Origin of the sequence: Thermophilibacter provencensis, assembly GCF_030372065.1 — a bacterium.
Taxonomy (GTDB): Bacteria; Actinomycetota; Coriobacteriia; order Coriobacteriales; family Atopobiaceae; genus Thermophilibacter; species Thermophilibacter provencensis_A.
The window spans coordinates 16,124-33,454 of sequence record NZ_JAUDEA010000014.1 but is presented as its reverse complement, the minus strand read 5'-3'; the positions used below and the strand labels follow the sequence as shown (position 1 = coordinate 33,454).

Annotated in this window: 13 protein-coding genes; 8 read left to right on the top strand and 5 right to left on the bottom strand. The window is 64.4% G+C overall.

Translation table 11 applies throughout. From position 1 onward, the window contains the following. Nucleotide 1 precedes the first annotated feature (1 nt). The gene (locus tag QUW25_RS08295) at nucleotides 2–4,186 is read left to right on the top strand and encodes an FtsX-like permease family protein (RefSeq protein WP_289511737.1); all 4,185 of its coding nucleotides are present in this window, start codon (nucleotides 2–4) and stop codon (nucleotides 4,184–4,186) included. Between the two features lie 174 nt (nucleotides 4,187–4,360). Here the strand turns inward: QUW25_RS08295 and QUW25_RS08290 are convergent, their stop codons facing one another. The 3 genes from QUW25_RS08290 to QUW25_RS08280 all read right to left on the bottom strand — a co-directional run bounded on the left by QUW25_RS08290 (nucleotide 4,361) and on the right by QUW25_RS08280 (nucleotide 6,737). Then, entirely contained in the window at nucleotides 4,361–5,134 is a 774-nt protein-coding gene (locus QUW25_RS08290; protein ID WP_289511736.1) for an amino acid ABC transporter ATP-binding protein, read from the bottom strand. Further along, nucleotides 5,127–5,780 (bottom strand): amino acid ABC transporter permease, encoded by a 654-nt coding sequence (locus tag QUW25_RS08285; protein ID WP_289511735.1) that lies wholly within the window; start codon nucleotides 5,778–5,780, stop codon nucleotides 5,127–5,129. The genes QUW25_RS08290 and QUW25_RS08285 overlap by 8 nt, the downstream gene beginning before the upstream one ends. 81 nt (nucleotides 5,781–5,861) lie before the next feature. Next, a complete protein-coding gene (locus tag QUW25_RS08280) occupies nucleotides 5,862–6,737 on the bottom strand; it encodes a transporter substrate-binding domain-containing protein (protein ID WP_289511734.1) in 876 nt (291 codons plus the stop codon). A 153-nt stretch (nucleotides 6,738–6,890) separates the two neighbouring features. Between QUW25_RS08280 and QUW25_RS08275 the strand changes: the two genes are divergently transcribed. Next, nucleotides 6,891–7,463, top strand: coding sequence for a manganese efflux pump MntP (locus QUW25_RS08275; protein ID WP_289511733.1), 573 nt, complete (start codon nucleotides 6,891–6,893; stop codon nucleotides 7,461–7,463). A gap of 100 nt (nucleotides 7,464–7,563) precedes the next feature. Here the strand turns inward: QUW25_RS08275 and yihA are convergent, their stop codons facing one another. Further along, nucleotides 7,564–8,151 carry a ribosome biogenesis GTP-binding protein YihA/YsxC gene (gene yihA, locus QUW25_RS08270; RefSeq protein WP_289511732.1) on the bottom strand — a complete coding sequence of 196 codons (588 nt, stop codon included), beginning with the start codon at nucleotides 8,149–8,151 and terminating at the stop codon, nucleotides 7,564–7,566. A 293-nt stretch (nucleotides 8,152–8,444) separates the two neighbouring features. Here yihA and QUW25_RS08265 point away from each other — a divergent pair, with 293 nt between their 5' ends. After that, nucleotides 8,445–9,257 (top strand): fructosamine kinase family protein, encoded by an 813-nt coding sequence (locus tag QUW25_RS08265; RefSeq protein WP_289511731.1) that lies wholly within the window; start codon nucleotides 8,445–8,447, stop codon nucleotides 9,255–9,257. A 162-nt stretch (nucleotides 9,258–9,419) separates the two neighbouring features. Here the strand turns inward: QUW25_RS08265 and QUW25_RS08260 are convergent, their stop codons facing one another. Next, entirely contained in the window at nucleotides 9,420–11,069 is a 1,650-nt protein-coding gene (locus tag QUW25_RS08260; RefSeq protein ID WP_289511730.1) for an OPT/YSL family transporter, read from the bottom strand. Nucleotides 11,070–11,173: 104 nt separating this feature from the next. Here QUW25_RS08260 and QUW25_RS08255 point away from each other — a divergent pair, with 104 nt between their 5' ends. The 5 genes from QUW25_RS08255 (at nucleotide 11,174) to QUW25_RS08235 (ending at nucleotide 17,245) form a co-directional block, all read left to right on the top strand. Continuing rightward, nucleotides 11,174–11,953, top strand: coding sequence for a type III pantothenate kinase (locus tag QUW25_RS08255; protein ID WP_289511729.1), 780 nt, complete (start codon nucleotides 11,174–11,176; stop codon nucleotides 11,951–11,953). 518 nt (nucleotides 11,954–12,471) lie between these two features. Next, on the top strand, nucleotides 12,472–13,494 hold the full coding sequence (locus QUW25_RS08250; protein ID WP_289511728.1) for a substrate-binding domain-containing protein: 1,023 nt from the start codon (nucleotides 12,472–12,474) through the stop codon (nucleotides 13,492–13,494). A 106-nt stretch (nucleotides 13,495–13,600) separates the two neighbouring features. Next, nucleotides 13,601–15,118 (top strand): sugar ABC transporter ATP-binding protein, encoded by a 1,518-nt coding sequence (locus tag QUW25_RS08245; RefSeq protein ID WP_289511727.1) that lies wholly within the window; start codon nucleotides 13,601–13,603, stop codon nucleotides 15,116–15,118. Next, entirely contained in the window at nucleotides 15,115–16,212 is a 1,098-nt protein-coding gene (locus QUW25_RS08240) for an ABC transporter permease (protein ID WP_289511726.1), read from the top strand. The genes QUW25_RS08245 and QUW25_RS08240 overlap by 4 nt, the downstream gene beginning before the upstream one ends. Before the next feature lies 1 nt (nucleotide 16,213). Then, nucleotides 16,214–17,245, top strand: a complete 1,032-nt coding sequence (locus QUW25_RS08235) for an ABC transporter permease subunit (protein ID WP_289511725.1) — start codon at nucleotides 16,214–16,216, stop codon at nucleotides 17,243–17,245. Nucleotides 17,246–17,331 lie beyond the last annotated feature (86 nt).

Here is a 17,331-nt window from a genome sequence, read left to right as displayed (position 1 = left end):
CGTGTCCGGCCGTCGCAACATACGCCCCAACGCGTTCTCGCTTGGCATCCTGCGCACGGTGCGCGGGAGCCTCAAGCGCTTCGTGGCGCTTGCCACCATCACTGCGCTTGGCGTGACCATGCTCACGGGCCTGCGCGCGGCCTGCGTTGACCTGCGCAACTCCGCAGACGCCTTCTTTGACGAGCAGCATCTCTTCGATGTGCGCGTGCAGTCCACGCTGGGCCTCACGGACGAGGACGTGGAGGCGCTCGCGGCGCTCGATGGCGTGGAGCTCGCGGAGGGCGGCTGGGCGGAGGCGGCCTACACGACGGTGGGCTCGGCTTCGGAGAAGGTCGACGTCAAGGCGCTCTCGCCGAGCGGCATGAACGAGCCCGCGGTGCTTGAGGGGCGCCTGCCCGAGGCGTCGGACGAGATTGCCGTTACCGCGCGCTACCTCAAGGACTCCGGCCTTGCCCTCGGCGATACCGTGACGTTCCACGGCGATGAGGACGACGAGCCGGCGGCAGACCAGGACGAGAAGGACCAGGACGAGAAGGACCAGGACGAGAAGGACGACGGCCCCCTGGACGACTCCTCCGAGGTCTTCGAGCGACGCGACTACACCATCGTGGGCTCCGTGCTCGACCCCATGGAGATCAACGCCGGCGAGGGGACGATGTCGTTTCGCTCGAGTGGCGCCTCGCAGTACTCGTTCTTCCTGACGCCCGACTGCGTTACAGCTGAGGTGTACACGGTCGTCTACCTTACCGTTGAGGGGGCGTCTGACCCGCTGTGCTACTCGGCCGACTACGAGAAGATCGTCGACGACGTGATGCAGAACGTGGAGGACGCCCGCGGCGAGCGCGAGCGCGCCCGCGGCGAGAGCCTGCGCGCGGACGCCACCGAAGAGGTTGACGAGGCGGAGGCGGAGGCCCTGGAGGAGCTTGCCGACGCCGAGCAAGAGATCGAGGACGGCCAGGCCGAGCTCGACGACGGTCGCGCGGAGGTGGCCGACGGCCAGGCCGAGCTCGACGAACAGCGCGCCGACGCCCTTGCCCAGCTGGATGATGCGCAGGCGACGATAGACGACGGCCGCGCGGAGCTTGAAGAGGGCTCCGCCCAGCTCGATGACGCCCGCCAAGAGCTCGAGGAGGGCATCAGGGAGTACAACGAGGCCCTCCCCGGGGCCGAGCAGCAGCTCAAAGACGGTCAGGCCCAGCTTGACGCCGCTCGTGACGAGCTGTACTCAACAACGATTCCCGGCCTCGAGGTGCAGCGCGACGAGGTCGAGGCAACCATAGATACGCTTACGCAGACCGTAGAGACGATCGATGACGGGGTCGCCGAGATGGCGGACGGAATCGACGCCATGGCCCAGTCCCTCCCGCAGGGCGGCGACGAGCTCTCAGAGATTGCCACGGGTGTCCGGGATTCGTGGGCAGAGGTGGTCTCGGCTGCGCAGGACGGCGATAAGGACGATCAAGACGATGCGGTCGAGGGCTTCTCGGATGCGCTCGGAGAGGCCGCGACGACGCTGACGCCCGTCTCGGAGTCCCTTGCGCAGACCGTCGAGCAGCTGAGCGCGCAGGCCGAGAAGCTCCCGTCGCAAATCGAGTCCATCGACGAGGGGATTGCCCAGCTTGACCTTGGCATTGACCAGGCCGAGAAGGGCGTTGCGGCCATTGACGAGCAGCTGGCGGCACTTGAGGCGGGGGAGGCCCCCGAGGACGATCAGAAACCCGATGACGGCGTCTCCGAAGACGTTGGCGAGGCCGAGGCGCCTGCCGATTCTGAGGCATCGGTTGAGCCCGAGACAGCCGAGGACGATGCCGCGGACGAGGACCCCGAGGCCCCCGTCGACCCCGAGGCCCTCGCCGACCCGCTCGTCGAGGCTCTTCTCGCCAAGCGCGCAGAGCTCCAGGCAACGCTCGACGCCCTTCTCGCCCAGCGAGAGGAGCTCAGCGCAACGCGCGAGCAGGCCGTGCTTGCCCAGGAGGCCATCCCCGAGCAGCTGAAGAGCCTCGAGGAGAGCCAGGAGGGTCTGCAGCAGATCATCTCGCTGGGCACCGCGGACCCCAAGAGCGACGAGAGTGCCGCCGCCATGGCACGCGGACGCATCCAGGCTGCCGACGGTCTCGTACAGGCGCGCGACGGCTTGGCGCAGCTTGAGAGCGGCATCGCGCAGGCAAAGGCTACGGCGGAGGCGGAGTTTCCCAAGCAGCAGGCGCTTATCGACCAGGGTTGGCAGGACCTTCGCAACGCCTATGAGCAGCTCGTCTCCGCGCAGGAGATAATAGAGCAGAGCGAGCGCGAGCTTGCGGACGGCTACGCGGAGCTTGAGAGCGGCCAGGCTGAGCTTGACGAGCAGCGCGCGGACGCGCTCGCGCAGCTTGCAGACGCGCAGCAACAGCTCGACGACGCCCTTGCGGAGATTGCCGAGGGCCAGGCGGAGCTCGACGACGCTCGCGCTACCTTTGAGCAGGAGCGATCCGACGCCCTTGCCGAGATTGCTGACGCACGCGAGGAGATCGAGGACATCCCGGACGCAACCTGGTACGTGCAGGACCGCTCAAGCCTCTCGAGCTACGCGAGCGTGGACTCCGACGCCTCCTCCATCGAGGCCATCGGCACCGTGATCCCCGTCGTGTTTTTTGTGGTGGCCGTGCTCATCAGCCTCACCACCATGACGCGCATGGTCGAGGAGGAGCGCGGCCTCGTTGGCCTTTACAAGGCGCTCGGGTACGGTCGCGCGCGCATCCTCTCCAAGTACGTGCTCTACGCGCTGGCTGCGTGCCTTTTTGGCGGCGTTGTGGGCAACGTGCTGGGCTATGTGGTGCTTCCCGCCATCATCTTCACGATCTTCTCGACCATGTACGCGCTTCCGTACTTTCTCTACGGATTCGACCCGCTGTGGGCGCTTGCGGCGTTTGCGCTCTTTGCCGCCGGTATCGTGGGTGCCACGCTCATCACCTGCTGGCGAGAAATGCGCGAGTCCCCGGCGTCGCTCATGCTGCCCAAGGCGCCCAAGGCGGGGTCGCGCATCTTCCTGGAGTACATTGGCCCCGTGTGGAGCCGGCTTGGCTTCCTGAACAAAGTGACGGCGCGCAACCTCTTCCGCTACAAGCGCCGCTTCTTTATGACCGTCTTTGGAATCGCGGGCTGCGTGGCCCTTCTTGTCACGGGCTTTGGCATCCGCGACACCGTCATCTCGCTCTCTCCGCGCCAGTATGGAGACGCCGGCGTGATCGCCTACGATCTTATGGCGGTGACCTCGACGGATGACCTGGACGCCGTCGTGGACGACCTTCTTGCCGATGACGAGGTATCTGACCTCGTGCTGGTATACATCGACAGCTTGACGGTGAGCTTTGGGGAGGACAAGGAGAGCGTTCAGCTCATTGTGGTGCCCGAGGGTAGTAGCGTCGAGGACTACGTCAAGCTGGAGGGCGCCTCCGGCGAGGTCTCGCTTGACGAGGCGCAGGCTGTTATCACCAAGAACGCCGAGCAGGTTATGGGTCTTTCTGTGGGCAGCGTGATCCACCTGCAGGACTCCACGCTCGCCGAGGGCGAGGCGCACGTGGGCGCCATCGTTGACAACTATCTTGGCAACACGCTCTATATGACCGAGGCCGCCTACGAGGAGGCGTTTGATCAGGAGCTCGAACCCAACGGGGTGCTGGCGCATCTTACAGGAGACGCCGACGAGCAGATCGCGCTCTCCGAGAGGCTCTCTGCGGACGGACGCTATCTCTCCGTGGTCTCTACCCAGAAGCTCGTGAATGACTTCTCGAGCGCCTTTACGCTTATCAACACCGTGGTCTACGTGGTCATCATTCTCGCGGCGGCGCTCTCCTTCACGGTGGTGTTCACGCTTTCCAACACCAACATCTCCGAGCGCGAGCGGGAGCTTGCCACCATCAAGGTGCTGGGATTCAAGCGTCCCGAGGTGCACCGCTACATCAACAAGGAGACGCTCATTCTCACGGGGATTGGCGTGGTGGTTGGCCTGCCCGTCGGCTACGCTCTGGCCCGCTCGCTCACATGGATCTTGCGCATGCCGTCGCTCTACTTCGACGTGGTGGTGGACCCGCTCACGTACGTGGTCTCCGCGGTGCTGGCGTTTGCGTTCACGCTGGTGGTGAACCTCATCACCAACCGCTCCCTCGACCGCATCGACATGGTCGGCGCCCTCAAGTCCGCCGAGTGATGGCGGAGGTGACGGCAGGGGCGACGGGGCAGCTTGGTGACGGAGGTGATGACAAAGGTGACAGGGTAGCTTGTCATGAAATACATTTCATGACAAGCTACCCTGTCACCTTTGTCATCACCTCCGTCACCAAGCTGCCCCGTCGCCCCTGCCGTCACCTCCGCCACCAAAGCGTCACGCCTCGCGCTGGGCGAGGAAGGCGCGGGTGCGGGCCTCGCGTGGGTGGTCGATGACCTGCTCGGCGGGGCCCTCCTCCACGATGACGCCGCCGTCCATGAAGATCACGCGGTCGGCGACCTCGCGCGCAAAGCCCATCTCGTGCGTCACGATCACGAGCGTCATGTTCTCCGCCGCGAGCTGCTTGATCACGCGCAGGACCTCGGCCGTGAGCTCGGGGTCCAGGGCGCTCGTGGGCTCGTCGAAGTAGACGATCTGCGGGTGCATGGCCAGCGCCCGGGCGATGCTCGCGCGCTGCTGCTGGCCGCCGGAGAGCTGGCAGGGCACCTTGTCCTCGTTGCCCGCGAGCCCCATCTTAGCCAGGAGCGCCCGGGCCTCCGCCTCCGCCTCGGCGCGGTCGCGCCTCTGCACGCACACGGGCGCGTCCATCACGTTGCGCAGCACCGAGAAGTGCGGGAAGAGGTTGTAGTTCTGAAAGACCAGGCCAAAGCGGGCGCGCGCCTGCGCGAGCACGTTCTTGTCGCCATATGAGCCGTCCGTGGCCACGGAGACGTCCTCATAGGAGAGGCTGCCGCCGTCCAGGCGCTCGAGCAGCGTGAGGCAGCGCAGCAGCGTGGACTTGCCGCCGCCGGAGGGGCCGATGATGGCAACGACCTCGCCCGGGGCAACGGAGAGCGAGATGTCGTGCAGGACCTCCACGTCGCCAAAGCTCTTACGCGCGTGCTCGAGCGCAACGACGGGGGCGCCCGCGTTCTTCTCGGCATTAGTCATGGTAGTAGCTCAGCTTTCTCTCGATGCGCCCGGCAACGGCGTCGATGAGCAGGTTGAAGATCCAGTAGAACGCCGCGGCGATGGCAAAGGGCAGCATGCTCACCTCGCTTGCCACGAGCTGCTTGGCCACGGTGAACATCTCGATTACGCCGATGGAGAAGGCGAGCGAGGTGTCCTTGACCAGCGTGATGACCTCGTTGGTCATGGAGGGCATGATGCGCTTGACCACCTGCGGCAGCACGATGCGGAAGAACGTCTGCGCGCGCGAGTAGCCTAGGACCTCGGCCGCCTCGTGCTGCCCGCGCGGGATGGACTGGATGCCCGAGCGGTAGATCTCCGCAAAGTACGCGGCGTAGTTGACGATAAACGCCACGATCGTGGCGTACCACTTGCTGTCCGTGGTGAGGCGGATGCCAAAGACGTAGTACGGCACAAAGTAGATGGCAAACATCTGCAGCATGAGCGGGGTGCCGCGCATGATGGAGATGTAGAGACGCGCGAGAAGGGCCAGCGGCTTGAAGCGGCTCATGCGCGCGAAGGCCACAAGCATGCCGAGCGGCAGCGACCCCACGAGCGTGAGGGCAAAGATCTGGAGGCTGACGAGGAAGCCCTCGCCGAGCAGTCCGACCATGGTGAGCGTGTCCACGTGCGTTCCCTTCATGAGGAGGATGCCTAAAAGGGGACGGGCCCCTTTTAGGCATCCGGGGAGGAGCCGATGCTGGGGCGCCTATGCGAGGCACCAGTTGGCGTAGGAGATTCCCTGGTCGGCGTACTTCTCGCAGAGCTCTTCGACGAAGCCCTCCTCGTCCATGGCGCGCAGCGTCTCTGTGACCGTGTCGGCGGAGGCGTCGTCTCCGAGCTTGAAGCCGACGGCGTAGTGCTCTTCGGAGAGGTACTCGTCGAGCTGGACGTAGGCGTCGGGCTTGGCGGCAAGCTGGTAGGCGGCGATGGAGAGGTCGCAGGCCACGGCGTCCACGGCGCCGGACTCGAGCTGCATGAAGGCGGTGTTGTAGTCGGGTGTGGGCTCAAGGTTTGCAAAGGTGGCCCTAAGATCAGCCTGGGCGGCTTCCTCTCCCTCGAGGAGGTTGTACGCGGCGGAGTCAACCTGCGTGATCACGTTCTTGCCTGCAAGGTCGGCAAAGCTTGCGATGCCGGAGTCGGCGCGCGCGACAACGACCTGGGCGTTCAGCATGTACGGCTCGGAGAAGGTGTAGTCCTCCTCGCGTCCCTCCATGGTGAAGCCGTTCCAGATGCAGTTGATGGCGCCACTGTCGAGCAGGGTGTCCTTGGCGTCCCAGTCGATGGGCTCGAGCTGGACCTCCCAGTCGTTGCGGGCGGCGACCTCCTGGGCGAGCTCGAGGTCAAAGCCGGTGTAGTCGCCGTTGTCGTCGCGGTAGCCGTAGGGCGGGTAGGAGGCGTCAAAGCCCACAATGAGCTTGCCGGTGTCCACGGCGCCGGTGCCGGTTCCGACCTCTGCCTCCGGCTCGGTGGAGCCCCCGGTTTCCGCGGGCGCGTCGGGGCTGCTGCCGCAGCCAACGAGGGTGGTTGCGGCAACCGTTGCCGCGGCCATTGAGGTGAGCACGAACGACCTTCTTTTCATCATGGCTGTTCCTTCCATGTGGTTCTTCTCGGCAGCGCTTTATTAAGCTAAAGCGCACGGTCGAATATACGCTTTAGCGCGATGGAGTGCAAGGCAGTTTCCCTGCTGGTAACAGAGGGCGCTGTGGTATGATGGCGCCTCGCGAGAGGGGGCGTCATGGGGATTGTCGAGCAGCTGCTGATTGCCGTTGGGCTTTCGATGGACGCGTTTGCGGTCTCCATCTGCCGCGGCCTTGGCATGAGGAAGCTCAACCTGCGCACCGCCGCGGTGCTGGCGCTTTTCTTTGGGGGCTTTCAGGCGCTCATGCCGCTCATTGGCTGGGCGCTCGGCAGCCAGTTCATGTGGTTGATCGAGCCCGTTGACCATTGGGTGGCGTTTGTGCTGCTTGCCTTCATTGGCGGAAAGATGCTCTGGGAGGCCTTTCACGAGGAGAGCGAGGACTGCGCCTGCGAGGACACGAGCCGGATTGACCTGCGGGAGTTTCTTGTCCTGGCGGTGGCGACCTCAATCGATGCGCTGGCGGCGGGCATCTCGTTTGCGGCGCTCTCGGTGGACATTGTGCCCACCGTTGCGCTCATTGGCGTGATCACGTTTGGTCTTTCGTTTGCCGGTGTTGCCGTGGGGCACTTCTTTGGTGCGCGCTACGAGAAGCCGGCGAGCGTCGTGGGCGGCGTGGTGCTCATCCTGATTGGCCTCAAAGTGCTCCTCGAGCATCTCGGCCTTCTGTGATTTGGGGACGTGCTATTTCTCTCAGAGTTTTTGGGACAGGCCCGGCACGTAGACGCCGGGCCTGTCCCAAAAACTCTGAGAGAAATAGCACGTCCCCAAATCACAGACACGCCTCGGCGATGAGGCGGCGGAGGTCGTCGATGCCCTGACCGGTCTCGGAGGACGTGACGATCACCTGGTCGCGCTCGATGCCGAGCTGGCGGGCAATGGTCGACGCCTGCTGCGCCTGCTTGGAGCGCCCGAGCTTGTCGGCCTTGGTGAGCGCCACCACAAAGGGAAGCTCGCTCTCGCGCAGGAAACCGACCATCTCGTGGTCGAGCCTCTGGGCGTCGTGACGAATGTCCACAAGCGCAATCACCAGGTTAAAACTACGCTCCTGTGCAAAGTAGCCGGAGATGAGGTCTGCCCAGCGCTGCTTCTCCTTCTGCGAGACCTTGGCAAAGCCGTAGCCGGGGAGGTCCACAAAGCGAATGCCGTCCACCTCGAAGAAGTTGATGTTGGCGGTCTTTCCGGGCGTGCTTGAGACCTTGACGAGGCCCTTGCGCCCGAAGAGCTTGTTGAGCAGGGACGATTTGCCCACGTTGGAGCGGCCGGCCACGGCAACCTCGGGGGTGGTAGAGGCGGGGAGCTGCGCAACGGTGCCGTACGAGGCCTCAAAGCGCGCGGTCTGGTAGTTGATGCCGGCCAATGCTGGTCCTTTCACTCGTCTTCAGGCGTTCCATTGTACCGAGGCTTGACGGGGCTCATGAGAAATCGAAAAACCGCCTCTCGTGTAGCGCGAGGCCCTCTCAATTGGGAAAATGCCTCTTCGTGTAGCGTATTTCCGGGGGTATCTCAAGTAGCCAACTGGGCATTTGTGCTCAGATACCTGGCTCCACTGCGTTTTAGGTCACAATTGACGCTGCACGAAGGAGCATTTTCCAATCTGGAGTGCTCCGGCGCTACACGAAGGGTCATTTTTCAAATAAGGGAGACGGCGCGATGTCGAGCACCTTCATAAAAACCGCTGGTTACGGCGACAACCTGCCTGGGGAGGCGGCCGCGCTCCGCTGGCTTGCGGAGGCCGAGCGCTCGGGCGGAATTCGCGTTGTGCGCGTGATTCGCGCAAGCGACGACGTCCTCGAAGAGGAGCGCGTGATCACAGGCGCCCCCTCGGCCGCGGCGGCGCGGCGCATTGGCGCAGGTCTCGCTCACATGCATGCTGCCGGCGCGGCATGGTACGGATGCGCTCCGGATGGCTGGCGGGGAAATCCCTGGTGCGGTCGCGCTCGCACGCCCTACGTGGCGCGCGAGGACGCCTCGACAAGCTGGGGCGTCTTCTTTGCCGAACACCGCATCATGAATTACGTGAAGACGCTCGTTGACCGCGGTGACTTTGACGCGCGCGAGCAGCGGCTCTTTGAGAGCGTGGCGGCACGGCTCGCGTCGGGAGAGTTTGATGCCCCGCAGCCCGCGCTCGTCTGCGAGGCCGACGTCCCGTGCGCGCGCCTGCACGGCGACCTCTGGGCCGGTAACGTGCTCTGGGACGCCAGCCCGGACGCCCCAACCGGCGGTGTGCTCATAGACCCGATGGCCTACGGCGGCCACGCCGAGACGGACCTCGCCATGCTCGCGCTCTTTGGTTACCCCTATCTCGGGGAGGTCGTCCGCGGCTACGACGAGGCCTCGCCCCTCGCGGATGGCTGGCAGGAGCGCGTTGGCCTCCACCAGTTGGCCCCGCTGCTCCTCCACTGCGTTCTCTTTGGGGGAGGGTATCTCGACGAGGCTGTGCGCACTGCGCTCCGCTACGCGTAGGTGCCCGCGGCGGCTCGCGCGCGTGGACGCAAAACGACACTTCTGGCGATAAAAACGTCGGTGCGCGTCCCCGCTGGGAATAACGGGGACGCGCGCCGACGTTCCAAGCGAGAAAACTGTCGGCGCGGGTCCACAAACGGCCGCGCGCCGACAAGGCCGCCGCTATCCGGCGAGACCGCTCACCACGCTCGCAAGCGCAATCACCACGCCCACGATAGACTCGCCGCCCAGCACGCCCGACGCCACGACAATGCCCTTTTCCTCGGAGTCCTCAACGCCCCGCGCAGCGCACGAGCGCTCGTAGACCCACTTGACCCCCGCGCCCAGCGCAGCGGTAAGCGACATATAGAACGGCAGGTAGACGCCAAGCCCAAACATCATCGCCGGCAGCCCGGCCCAGTAGAGCGCAATCCCGCCGAGAAGACCGACCACAAACCCCGGCACGCTCGGGATGCCCGAGACCATCGTTGCCACCACGCTCGCCTGGGCAGAGACAAACATCTCGCCCGGGCCAAACGCGCCGGTCCCGTATGCCGCCACCAGCGTGCACAGCACCGCCACGGCAACCACGGTGCCCAGCAGGGCGCCGATGGCCTGGCCCACCCACATGGTCCGCGGGTTTGTCCCGATGATGGCGCCCGTCTTGAAGTCGCTCATGACGTCGCCGGCAAGGCCGCACGCCACGGCCACCACGCCGGCAACGTAGAAGAGCTGCACCTGACTCGCGTCAGAGAACGCCGCCACCGCAAGCAGCACAATGAGGCCAAAGATCTCCATCGGGTCGATTCCGGTCTGGCCCACGGACTGTGCGCTCATGATCGTGGTCACAAAGGCGAGAAGCACAACGACCACGGCCACGACCGGCCCCAGCCCAAGCCCGATGCACACGACGAGCGCCGCCGCGGCAACCATGAGCGCAAGCGTCCCGCGCTCGAGCTTGCCCCAGCCGTGACCTGAGGAGGTGCCATCGGTGCCGCCGCGCCCGCGCAGCACGCTCGCCGCGTGGGGAAGGATGTCCTTGAGCACCACGCCCACGCCGGAGCCCATCATGAGGCCCATGCCCAGGCTGGACACGATGCCCTGCGCCGTGCTCACGTCCCAGAGCCCGGCCGCGGAGCCGCCCACGATGATGCCGAAGTTGCCCACGAGCGCCCCGGCAAACCAGAACGCCACGGCAACGCCGCCCACGAGAAAGCCCACGGCAAGCATCTGTGGCGAGTTGTAGAGCGCAAAGCTCACGCCCGGGATCGGCAGCTGCAGCAGCATCGACGGCAGCCAGCCCAGCGCGTCGCGCGCCACGCACCACAGGCCCGCCAGGCCCATCGAGCCAAAGAGCCTGCGGCCCGTGACGCCGCCCGTCTTGGTGGCGAGCAGCGTCTCCGCCGCGGCGGTGCCGATGGGGTACTCAAGGTTGGACTCGTCGACAAAGCGCCGGCGGATCGCCGCGGTGCACACCAGGCCCAAAAGCGTGCCGGCAAGCGCCACGAAGAGCATCTCTACCCAGCTCACCTCGTCGGCAAGCCCGAGCATCCAGATGCCGGGAATGGTGAATGCCAGGCCGCCGGCAACCATGGAGCCCGCCGACATCACGATCTGCGTGACGTTGGCCTCGTTGAGGCTCCGGTGCCCAAAGGCCCGCAGCAAGAACAGCGCAACAATGGAGGTGAAGATGGTCGGCCACGGCAGCGCGCCCATCTTGAGGGCGGTGTAGACCGAGGACGCCGTGATGATGACGCAGCCAACGCACCCGATGGCAATGCCCACGGGGCTCAGCTGCCCGCGCCACGAGGCGCGAGAGCCCTTCTCGCTCATATGTCTCCTTTGAATATCCGCTCCCTCGCACAGGGAGTCGGGTTTCTACGGACTGCTACAGTATATGCCTAACGCAGGCGCTCTCGTTTGGGCGAGGAGGACACATGGCACAGGCCGAGAAGAGCGTGCTCACCGTTGACGTGGGCAACACCACCACGCGCTTTGGCCTCTTTGCGGGCGAGAGCCTTGCGGGAACCTGCGAGGTCACCACGGCCGAGCGCCTGACCGTCGACGAGGCAAGGATGCAGCTCTCCCAGGCGGCCCTCATGATGGGGCTGCCCCTCCCCGAGGACGCCATCATGTCCTGCGTGGTGCCCACGCTCGTTGACGTGTGGAGCCGTGCGCTCGCCGCCGCCTGCGGCCGCCGCCCGCTCGTGGTGGGGCCCGGCCTCAAGACTGGCGTCAAAATGCGCTACAACGACCCCTCCGAGGTGGGCCCGGACCGCGTGGCGGACGTCGTTGCCGCGCGGGAGACCTATGGCGCGCCCGTCGTGGTCGTTGACCTGGGAACGACCACCAACTTTGAGGTCGTGGACCCCGACGGTGCCTTCGTGGGCGGCATCATCACCCCGGGCGTGGAGCTGGGGGCCCGCTCGCTCTCCGAGGCGGCCGCGCGCCTGCCCATGATTGGCCTCAAGGCCCCCACCTCCGTCATTGGCAAGAACACGCGCGCCGCGATGATGTCCGGTGTGGTCCTGGGCGAGGTGGCTCGCATAGACGGGCTGCTCGACGCCATAGCCGCGGAGCTCGGGGCAGAGTCTCGCGTCGTAATCACGGGCACGGGCGCCCAGACGATATCTGCCCTGCTGCGCCACGAGGCCGCCGTGGACGAGACGCTTACCCTGCGCGGCCTTCTCCGGCTCTGGGCAGTCAATCAACGGTAGATGCCCGCGCCCTGTCTGTATGCGGGCTAAACAGTCATATCAAAACAGCGAGAAGAACATGCAACCCGCCTGAGCACTGCTTTTGCTCATCTCGGTGCCGCGAGAATCTAAACATTTATAAACAATTTGGCTGTTAATACGCTCGATTTGATATAAACATCTGCTAAACATTGCGTTCACGGACAGAAAAATACCGTTTACGGGGCGCAGTGGTATGCCGCCTGTAAGCCAATAGTAAAAAGAAGAGGACGAAGAGCAGAGTCGTCCAGGGCGGCCCAATCTTTGCCTGGGGAGTTTGGGACAGTACGTCGTTGCACGTACCATGCGGTGCCCAAAGATTTGGCAAGGAGAGTTGGCCGTACGAGCACGGGGAGGGGAGTGGCACCAAAAGGAGATTTGCCGTCTCAGCTTTAGCGTCACCAAAGGTTGTCTTTGAAGTGAACATGTATAAACACATGTTTACTCAATGTTTTGTTGTGCATGGCAAGGAAGTCATGTCAAGGAGAAGGGAAAGGGACATGAGCATTTCGAGAAGGAACTTCCTGAAGGTCGCAGGCGGCACTGCTGGCGTTCTCGCGCTTGCTGGCTGCAACGGTGGCAACACCGACACCCCCGCCTCTGACGACGGCGGCGAGGGCGACGCCAGCCAGGCTGGTGGCGAGCTCATCTCCGTGGGCATCATTAACAACGATCCCAACGAGTCTGGCTACCGCACCGCTAACGACAAGGACATGAAGGAGACCTTCACTGAGGAGAACGGCTTTGCCGCCGAGTTCGCCTACAGCATGAAGAACGAGGAGCAGATCCAGTCCGCTCAGCAGTTCATCCAGAACGGCGTGAAGTACCTGCTCGTCTCCGCCGCCGACACCGCCGGCTGGGACACCCCGCTCCAGGACGCCCAGGCCGCCGGCACCCAGACCATCCTCTTCGACCGCGTTGTCGACGCCGACGAGTCCCTCTACGTGGCCGCCGTCGTCTCCGACATGGACGCCGAGGGTGAGACCGCCGTCAACTGGCTGACCGAGCAGGGCCTCGACGAGTACAACATCATCCACATCCAGGGCGTCATGGGCTCCGCCGCCCAGGTCGGCCGCACCGGCGCGCTCAACAAGGCCGTTGAGGCCAACGACAACTGGACCCTCGTGACCCAGCAGGCCGCCGACTGGGACGCCGCGACCGCCCAGCAGATCACCCAGTCCGTCATTGACGCCGGCACCCCGTTCAACGTTATCTACGCCGAGAACGACGACATGGCCAAGGGCGCCGTGGCCGCCCTCGACGCCGCGGGCATCACCCACGGCAAGGACGGCGACGTCATCATCATGGGCTTTGACCACAACACCTGGGCCCTCGAGGAGGTCATGGCCGGCCGCTGGAACTACGACGGCCAGTGCAACCCCTACCAGGCCGCCACGATCCTCGAGGTCATCAACACCCTCGAGTCCGGTGGCACCGTCGAGGAGAAGACCATCATCATGGAGGAGGGCTACGCCGACTGCGAGACGGTGACCCAGGAGTACATCGACGAGAACGGCATCTAAGTCGAGATTCCACCCCATTTTTGGTTTTTGAATCGGAAGGGGCACGACGCATTCGGCACGGTATCAGCGTCGTGCCCCTTTCCTTTGACAAGGAGGTGAACAACCGGTGGAGAAAGATCATCTCGTTGAGATGAGGGGGATCTGCAAGTACTTCCCTGGCGTGAAGGCTCTGCAAAACGTTGACTTCACGCTGCGCCCGGGCGAGGTGCACGCGCTCATGGGCGAGAACGGTGCGGGCAAGTCCACGCTCATCAAGGTCCTCACCGGCGTCTACGAGAAGGACGGCGGCGACATCTACCTCCAGGGGCACGACGGCGCCGTTTCCATCAAGTCCCCGCAGGACGCCCAGGACGTGGGCATTGCCACCGTGTACCAGGAGATCACGCTCTGTCCCAACCTGACCGTCGCCGAGAACATGTACATCGGCCGCGGCCACAAGAAGACCGAGAACTGGAAGAAGATGTACGCGGACGCGGACAAGATCCTCCAGAACCTCGGCATTCCCATCAGTGCCAAGCAGCAGCTCGGCAGCTGCTCCATCGCCATGCAGCAGATGGTGGCCATCGCCCGCGCGGTGGACATGGACTGCAAGGTCCTCATCCTCGACGAGCCCACCTCGTCGCTCGACGAGTCCGAGGTCGAGAAGCTCTTCGGCATGATGCGCCAGCTCAAGGCGCGCGGCGTTGGCATCATCTTCGTCACGCACTTCCTAGACCAGGTCTATGAGATCTGCGACCGCATCACCGTCATGCGCGACGGCCAGCTCGTCGGCGAGTACGAGATCGAGAAGATGCCGCGCGTCGACCTCGTTGCCGCTATGCTCGGCAAGCAGATGGACGACATGGCCGACATCAAGGGCGACTACACCACCTACGCCGGCGCCGACGCGGACGAGCTCGTCTACGAGGCCGAGGGCCTCAAGAGCAACGCCGCCGTCTACCCCTTCGACTTCCACATCAAGAAGGGCGAGGTCACCGGCTTCACCGGTCTTCTCGGCTCCGGTCGCTCGGAGTGCGTGCGCGCCATCTTTGGCGCGGACCGCGTCACCGGCGGCAAGGTCAAGAAGGGCGGCAAGGACGTCAAGATCACCAAGCCGCTCGACGCCATGAAGAGGGGCATTGCCTACCTGCCCGAGGACCGCAAGGGCGACGGCATCATCGGCTCGCTCTCCGTCCGCGAGAACATCATCCTCGCGGCGCAGGTGCTCCGCGGCTTCCTCAAGCCATTCTCCAAGGCCGAGACCTACAAGATCGCCGACGAGTACATCAAGCTCCTCGACATCAAGACCGCCTCTGCGGACACGCCCATCGCGTCGCTCTCCGGCGGCAACCAGCAGAAGGCCATCCTCGCGCGCTGGCTCTTCACGCACCCGGACTACCTGATCCTCGACGAGCCCACGCGCGGCATTGACATCGGCACCAAGGTCGACATCCAGAAGCTCGTCCTGCAGCTCGCCTCCGAGGGCATGAGCGTCACGTTCATCTCCTCCGAGCTCGACGAGATGATCCGCACCTGCTCCAGGCTCGTCGTCATGCGCGACCGCCACGTCGTGGGCGAGCTCACGGGCGAGGACCTCAACCAGAACAAGATCATGAGCACCATCGCGGGAGGTGAGGCAAAGTGACCATCGAGAAGAGCAAGGACGACAACATCCTCAAGCGTCTCCTTCACAACCAGCTGATCATCCCGATTGCGGCGCTTCTCGCCCTCGTCCTGTTTAACCTCATCGCTGATCCGTCCTTCTTTGCGATCACGATGAACACGGACAGCACGGGCAACCAGGTCCTCTCGGGCCAGCTGATCTCCATTCTCAACAACGGCTCCGAGCTGGCCATCCTTGCCATCGGCATGACGCTCGTCACGGCGGCAACCGGCGGCCAGGACATCTCCGTGGGCGCCACCATCGCCGTGGCCGGCTCGGCGATGCTCGCCGTGCTCTGCGGCGGCAACGTGAGGCCCGAGGCGATTGCGGCCCCCATCATCGTGGCCTTCCTCGTTGGCGTGGTCGTGGCCATGCTCTGCGGCGCGTTCAACGGCGTGATGGTCGCTGTCTTCAAGGTCCAGCCGATGGTCGCCACGCTGATCCTCTACACCGCGGGCCGCTCCATCGCCGCGTGGATCAACAACAACCAGCTGCCGATCATCCCCACCGACTCCGGCTTTGGCGTCTTTGGCGGGTTCATCCCCGGCATCCCGATCCCCACGCCGTTCTTCATCGCCCTTGCCTGCATCGTGGTCATCTTCCTCGTGCTCAAGTTCACGAGCCTGGGCCTCTACGTGCAGTCCGTGGGCATCAACGAGAAGGCCGCGCGCCTGAACGGCCTTAACCCCACGTTCATCAAGTGGCTCACGTTCGTGATTCTCGGCGTGTGCGTGGCCGTGGCCGCCCTCATCAAGGTCAGCCGCCTCAACACGATCAACTACCAGACCATCGCGGCGGACATCGAGATGGACGCCATCCTGGCCGTGGCCCTCGGCGGCAACGCCCTCTCCGGTGGCAAGTTCAACATGGGCGCCTCCATCCTCGGTGCCTATATCATCCAGTTCCTCACGACCACGCTCTACAAGTTCAACGTTGCCTCCGCCGCCCTTCCGGCGTACAAGGCCATCGTCGTCATCGTGCTCGTGGTCCTGAGCGCGCCGATCGTTCGCGAGAAGCTCTCCGCGCTCTGGAGGAAGATTCGCAGTCCCAAGGCAGAAGTGGAGGTGGCAAAGTAAGATGGCAGAGCTCAAGAAGGCTGTTGGTAGGCGCAGCATCACGGACACTAACCTCCTGCTTACCATCACCATCGTCGTGTTTGTCGCCATGTACCTCTTTGCCATGTTTGGCCTTGGCAGGGGCTTCCTTAAGTGGCAGACGTTCTTCAACATCCTGAACGCCAACGCGTCGCTCATCATCACGGCCATTGGCCTCTCGATCGTCATGATCTGCGGCAGCATCGACATCTCCGTTGGCGGCGTCGTGGGCCTCGTCACGATGTGCTGCGCCGTGAACCTTGACTATCAGGGCGGAAACCCCATGACGGCGCTCGTCATCGCCCTCGGCATCGGCCTGGCGTTTGGCCTTATCCAGGGCTTCCTGGTGGCGTATCTGGAAATCCAGCCGTTCATCGTCACGCTGGCGGGCATGTTCTTCTCCCGCGGCCTCACGACGATCATCCACGCGGAGCCGTTCAACGTTCAGAACGAGGCCTTCCTCGCCCTCAAGGACACGCGCCTCACGATTCCGTTCCTGGGCTCTCCCAACAACGCGGGCGTCTTCACCCCCGCCTACATGGAGATCGGCGTGGCCGTGGCGCTCATCCTCGTGGTTCTCGCCTTCGTGCTCCTGCGCTGGACGAGCCTGGGCCGCAGCTTCTACGCCCTCGGCGGCAACCGCCAGAGCGCCCTCATGCTCGGCATCAACACCAAGCGCTCGCTCTTCCTGGCTCACGTGATCAGCGGCCTGCTCGCGGGCATCGCCGGCTTTGTCTACATCATGCACTCCGCCTCCGGCGCCGTCACCAACGCCGAGGGTATGGAGATGAACGCCATCGCGGCCTCCATCATCGGCGGCACGATGCTCACCGGCGGCGTGGGCAACATCATCGGCACGTTCTTCGGCGTCCTCTCGCTGGGCACCATCCAGAACATCGTCTCCTCCGCCGGCTTCAGCGACGCCTGGTGGGCAAAGATCACCGTTGCCGCGATGATCTGCCTGTTCCTCGTCATCCAGAGCGTGGTTCTGGCCAGAAAGAAGCAAACGGAGTGACCCTGAGGTCCTAACGGTGGCGCCGCCGCTCCCGTGGGCGGCGCCCCTCCTTTCCCCTTCCCCTTGCCCCGGCTCCCTCCTCCCAA

Coding starts and splice junctions, on each gene's coding strand:
- QUW25_RS08290 (WP_289511736.1), bottom strand. CDS start 5,134: ATGACTAATGCCGAGAAGAACGCGGGCGCCCCCGTCGTTGCGCTCGAG.
- QUW25_RS08280 (WP_289511734.1), bottom strand. CDS start 6,737: ATGATGAAAAGAAGGTCGTTCGTGCTCACCTCAATGGCCGCGGCAACG.
- QUW25_RS08275 (WP_289511733.1), top strand. CDS start 6,891: ATGGGGATTGTCGAGCAGCTGCTGATTGCCGTTGGGCTTTCGATGGAC.
- QUW25_RS08265 (WP_289511731.1), top strand. CDS start 8,445: ATGTCGAGCACCTTCATAAAAACCGCTGGTTACGGCGACAACCTGCCT.
- QUW25_RS08260 (WP_289511730.1), bottom strand. CDS start 11,069: ATGAGCGAGAAGGGCTCTCGCGCCTCGTGGCGCGGGCAGCTGAGCCCC.
- QUW25_RS08255 (WP_289511729.1), top strand. CDS start 11,174: ATGGCACAGGCCGAGAAGAGCGTGCTCACCGTTGACGTGGGCAACACC.
- QUW25_RS08250 (WP_289511728.1), top strand. CDS start 12,472: ATGAGCATTTCGAGAAGGAACTTCCTGAAGGTCGCAGGCGGCACTGCT.
- QUW25_RS08235 (WP_289511725.1), top strand. CDS start 16,214: ATGGCAGAGCTCAAGAAGGCTGTTGGTAGGCGCAGCATCACGGACACT.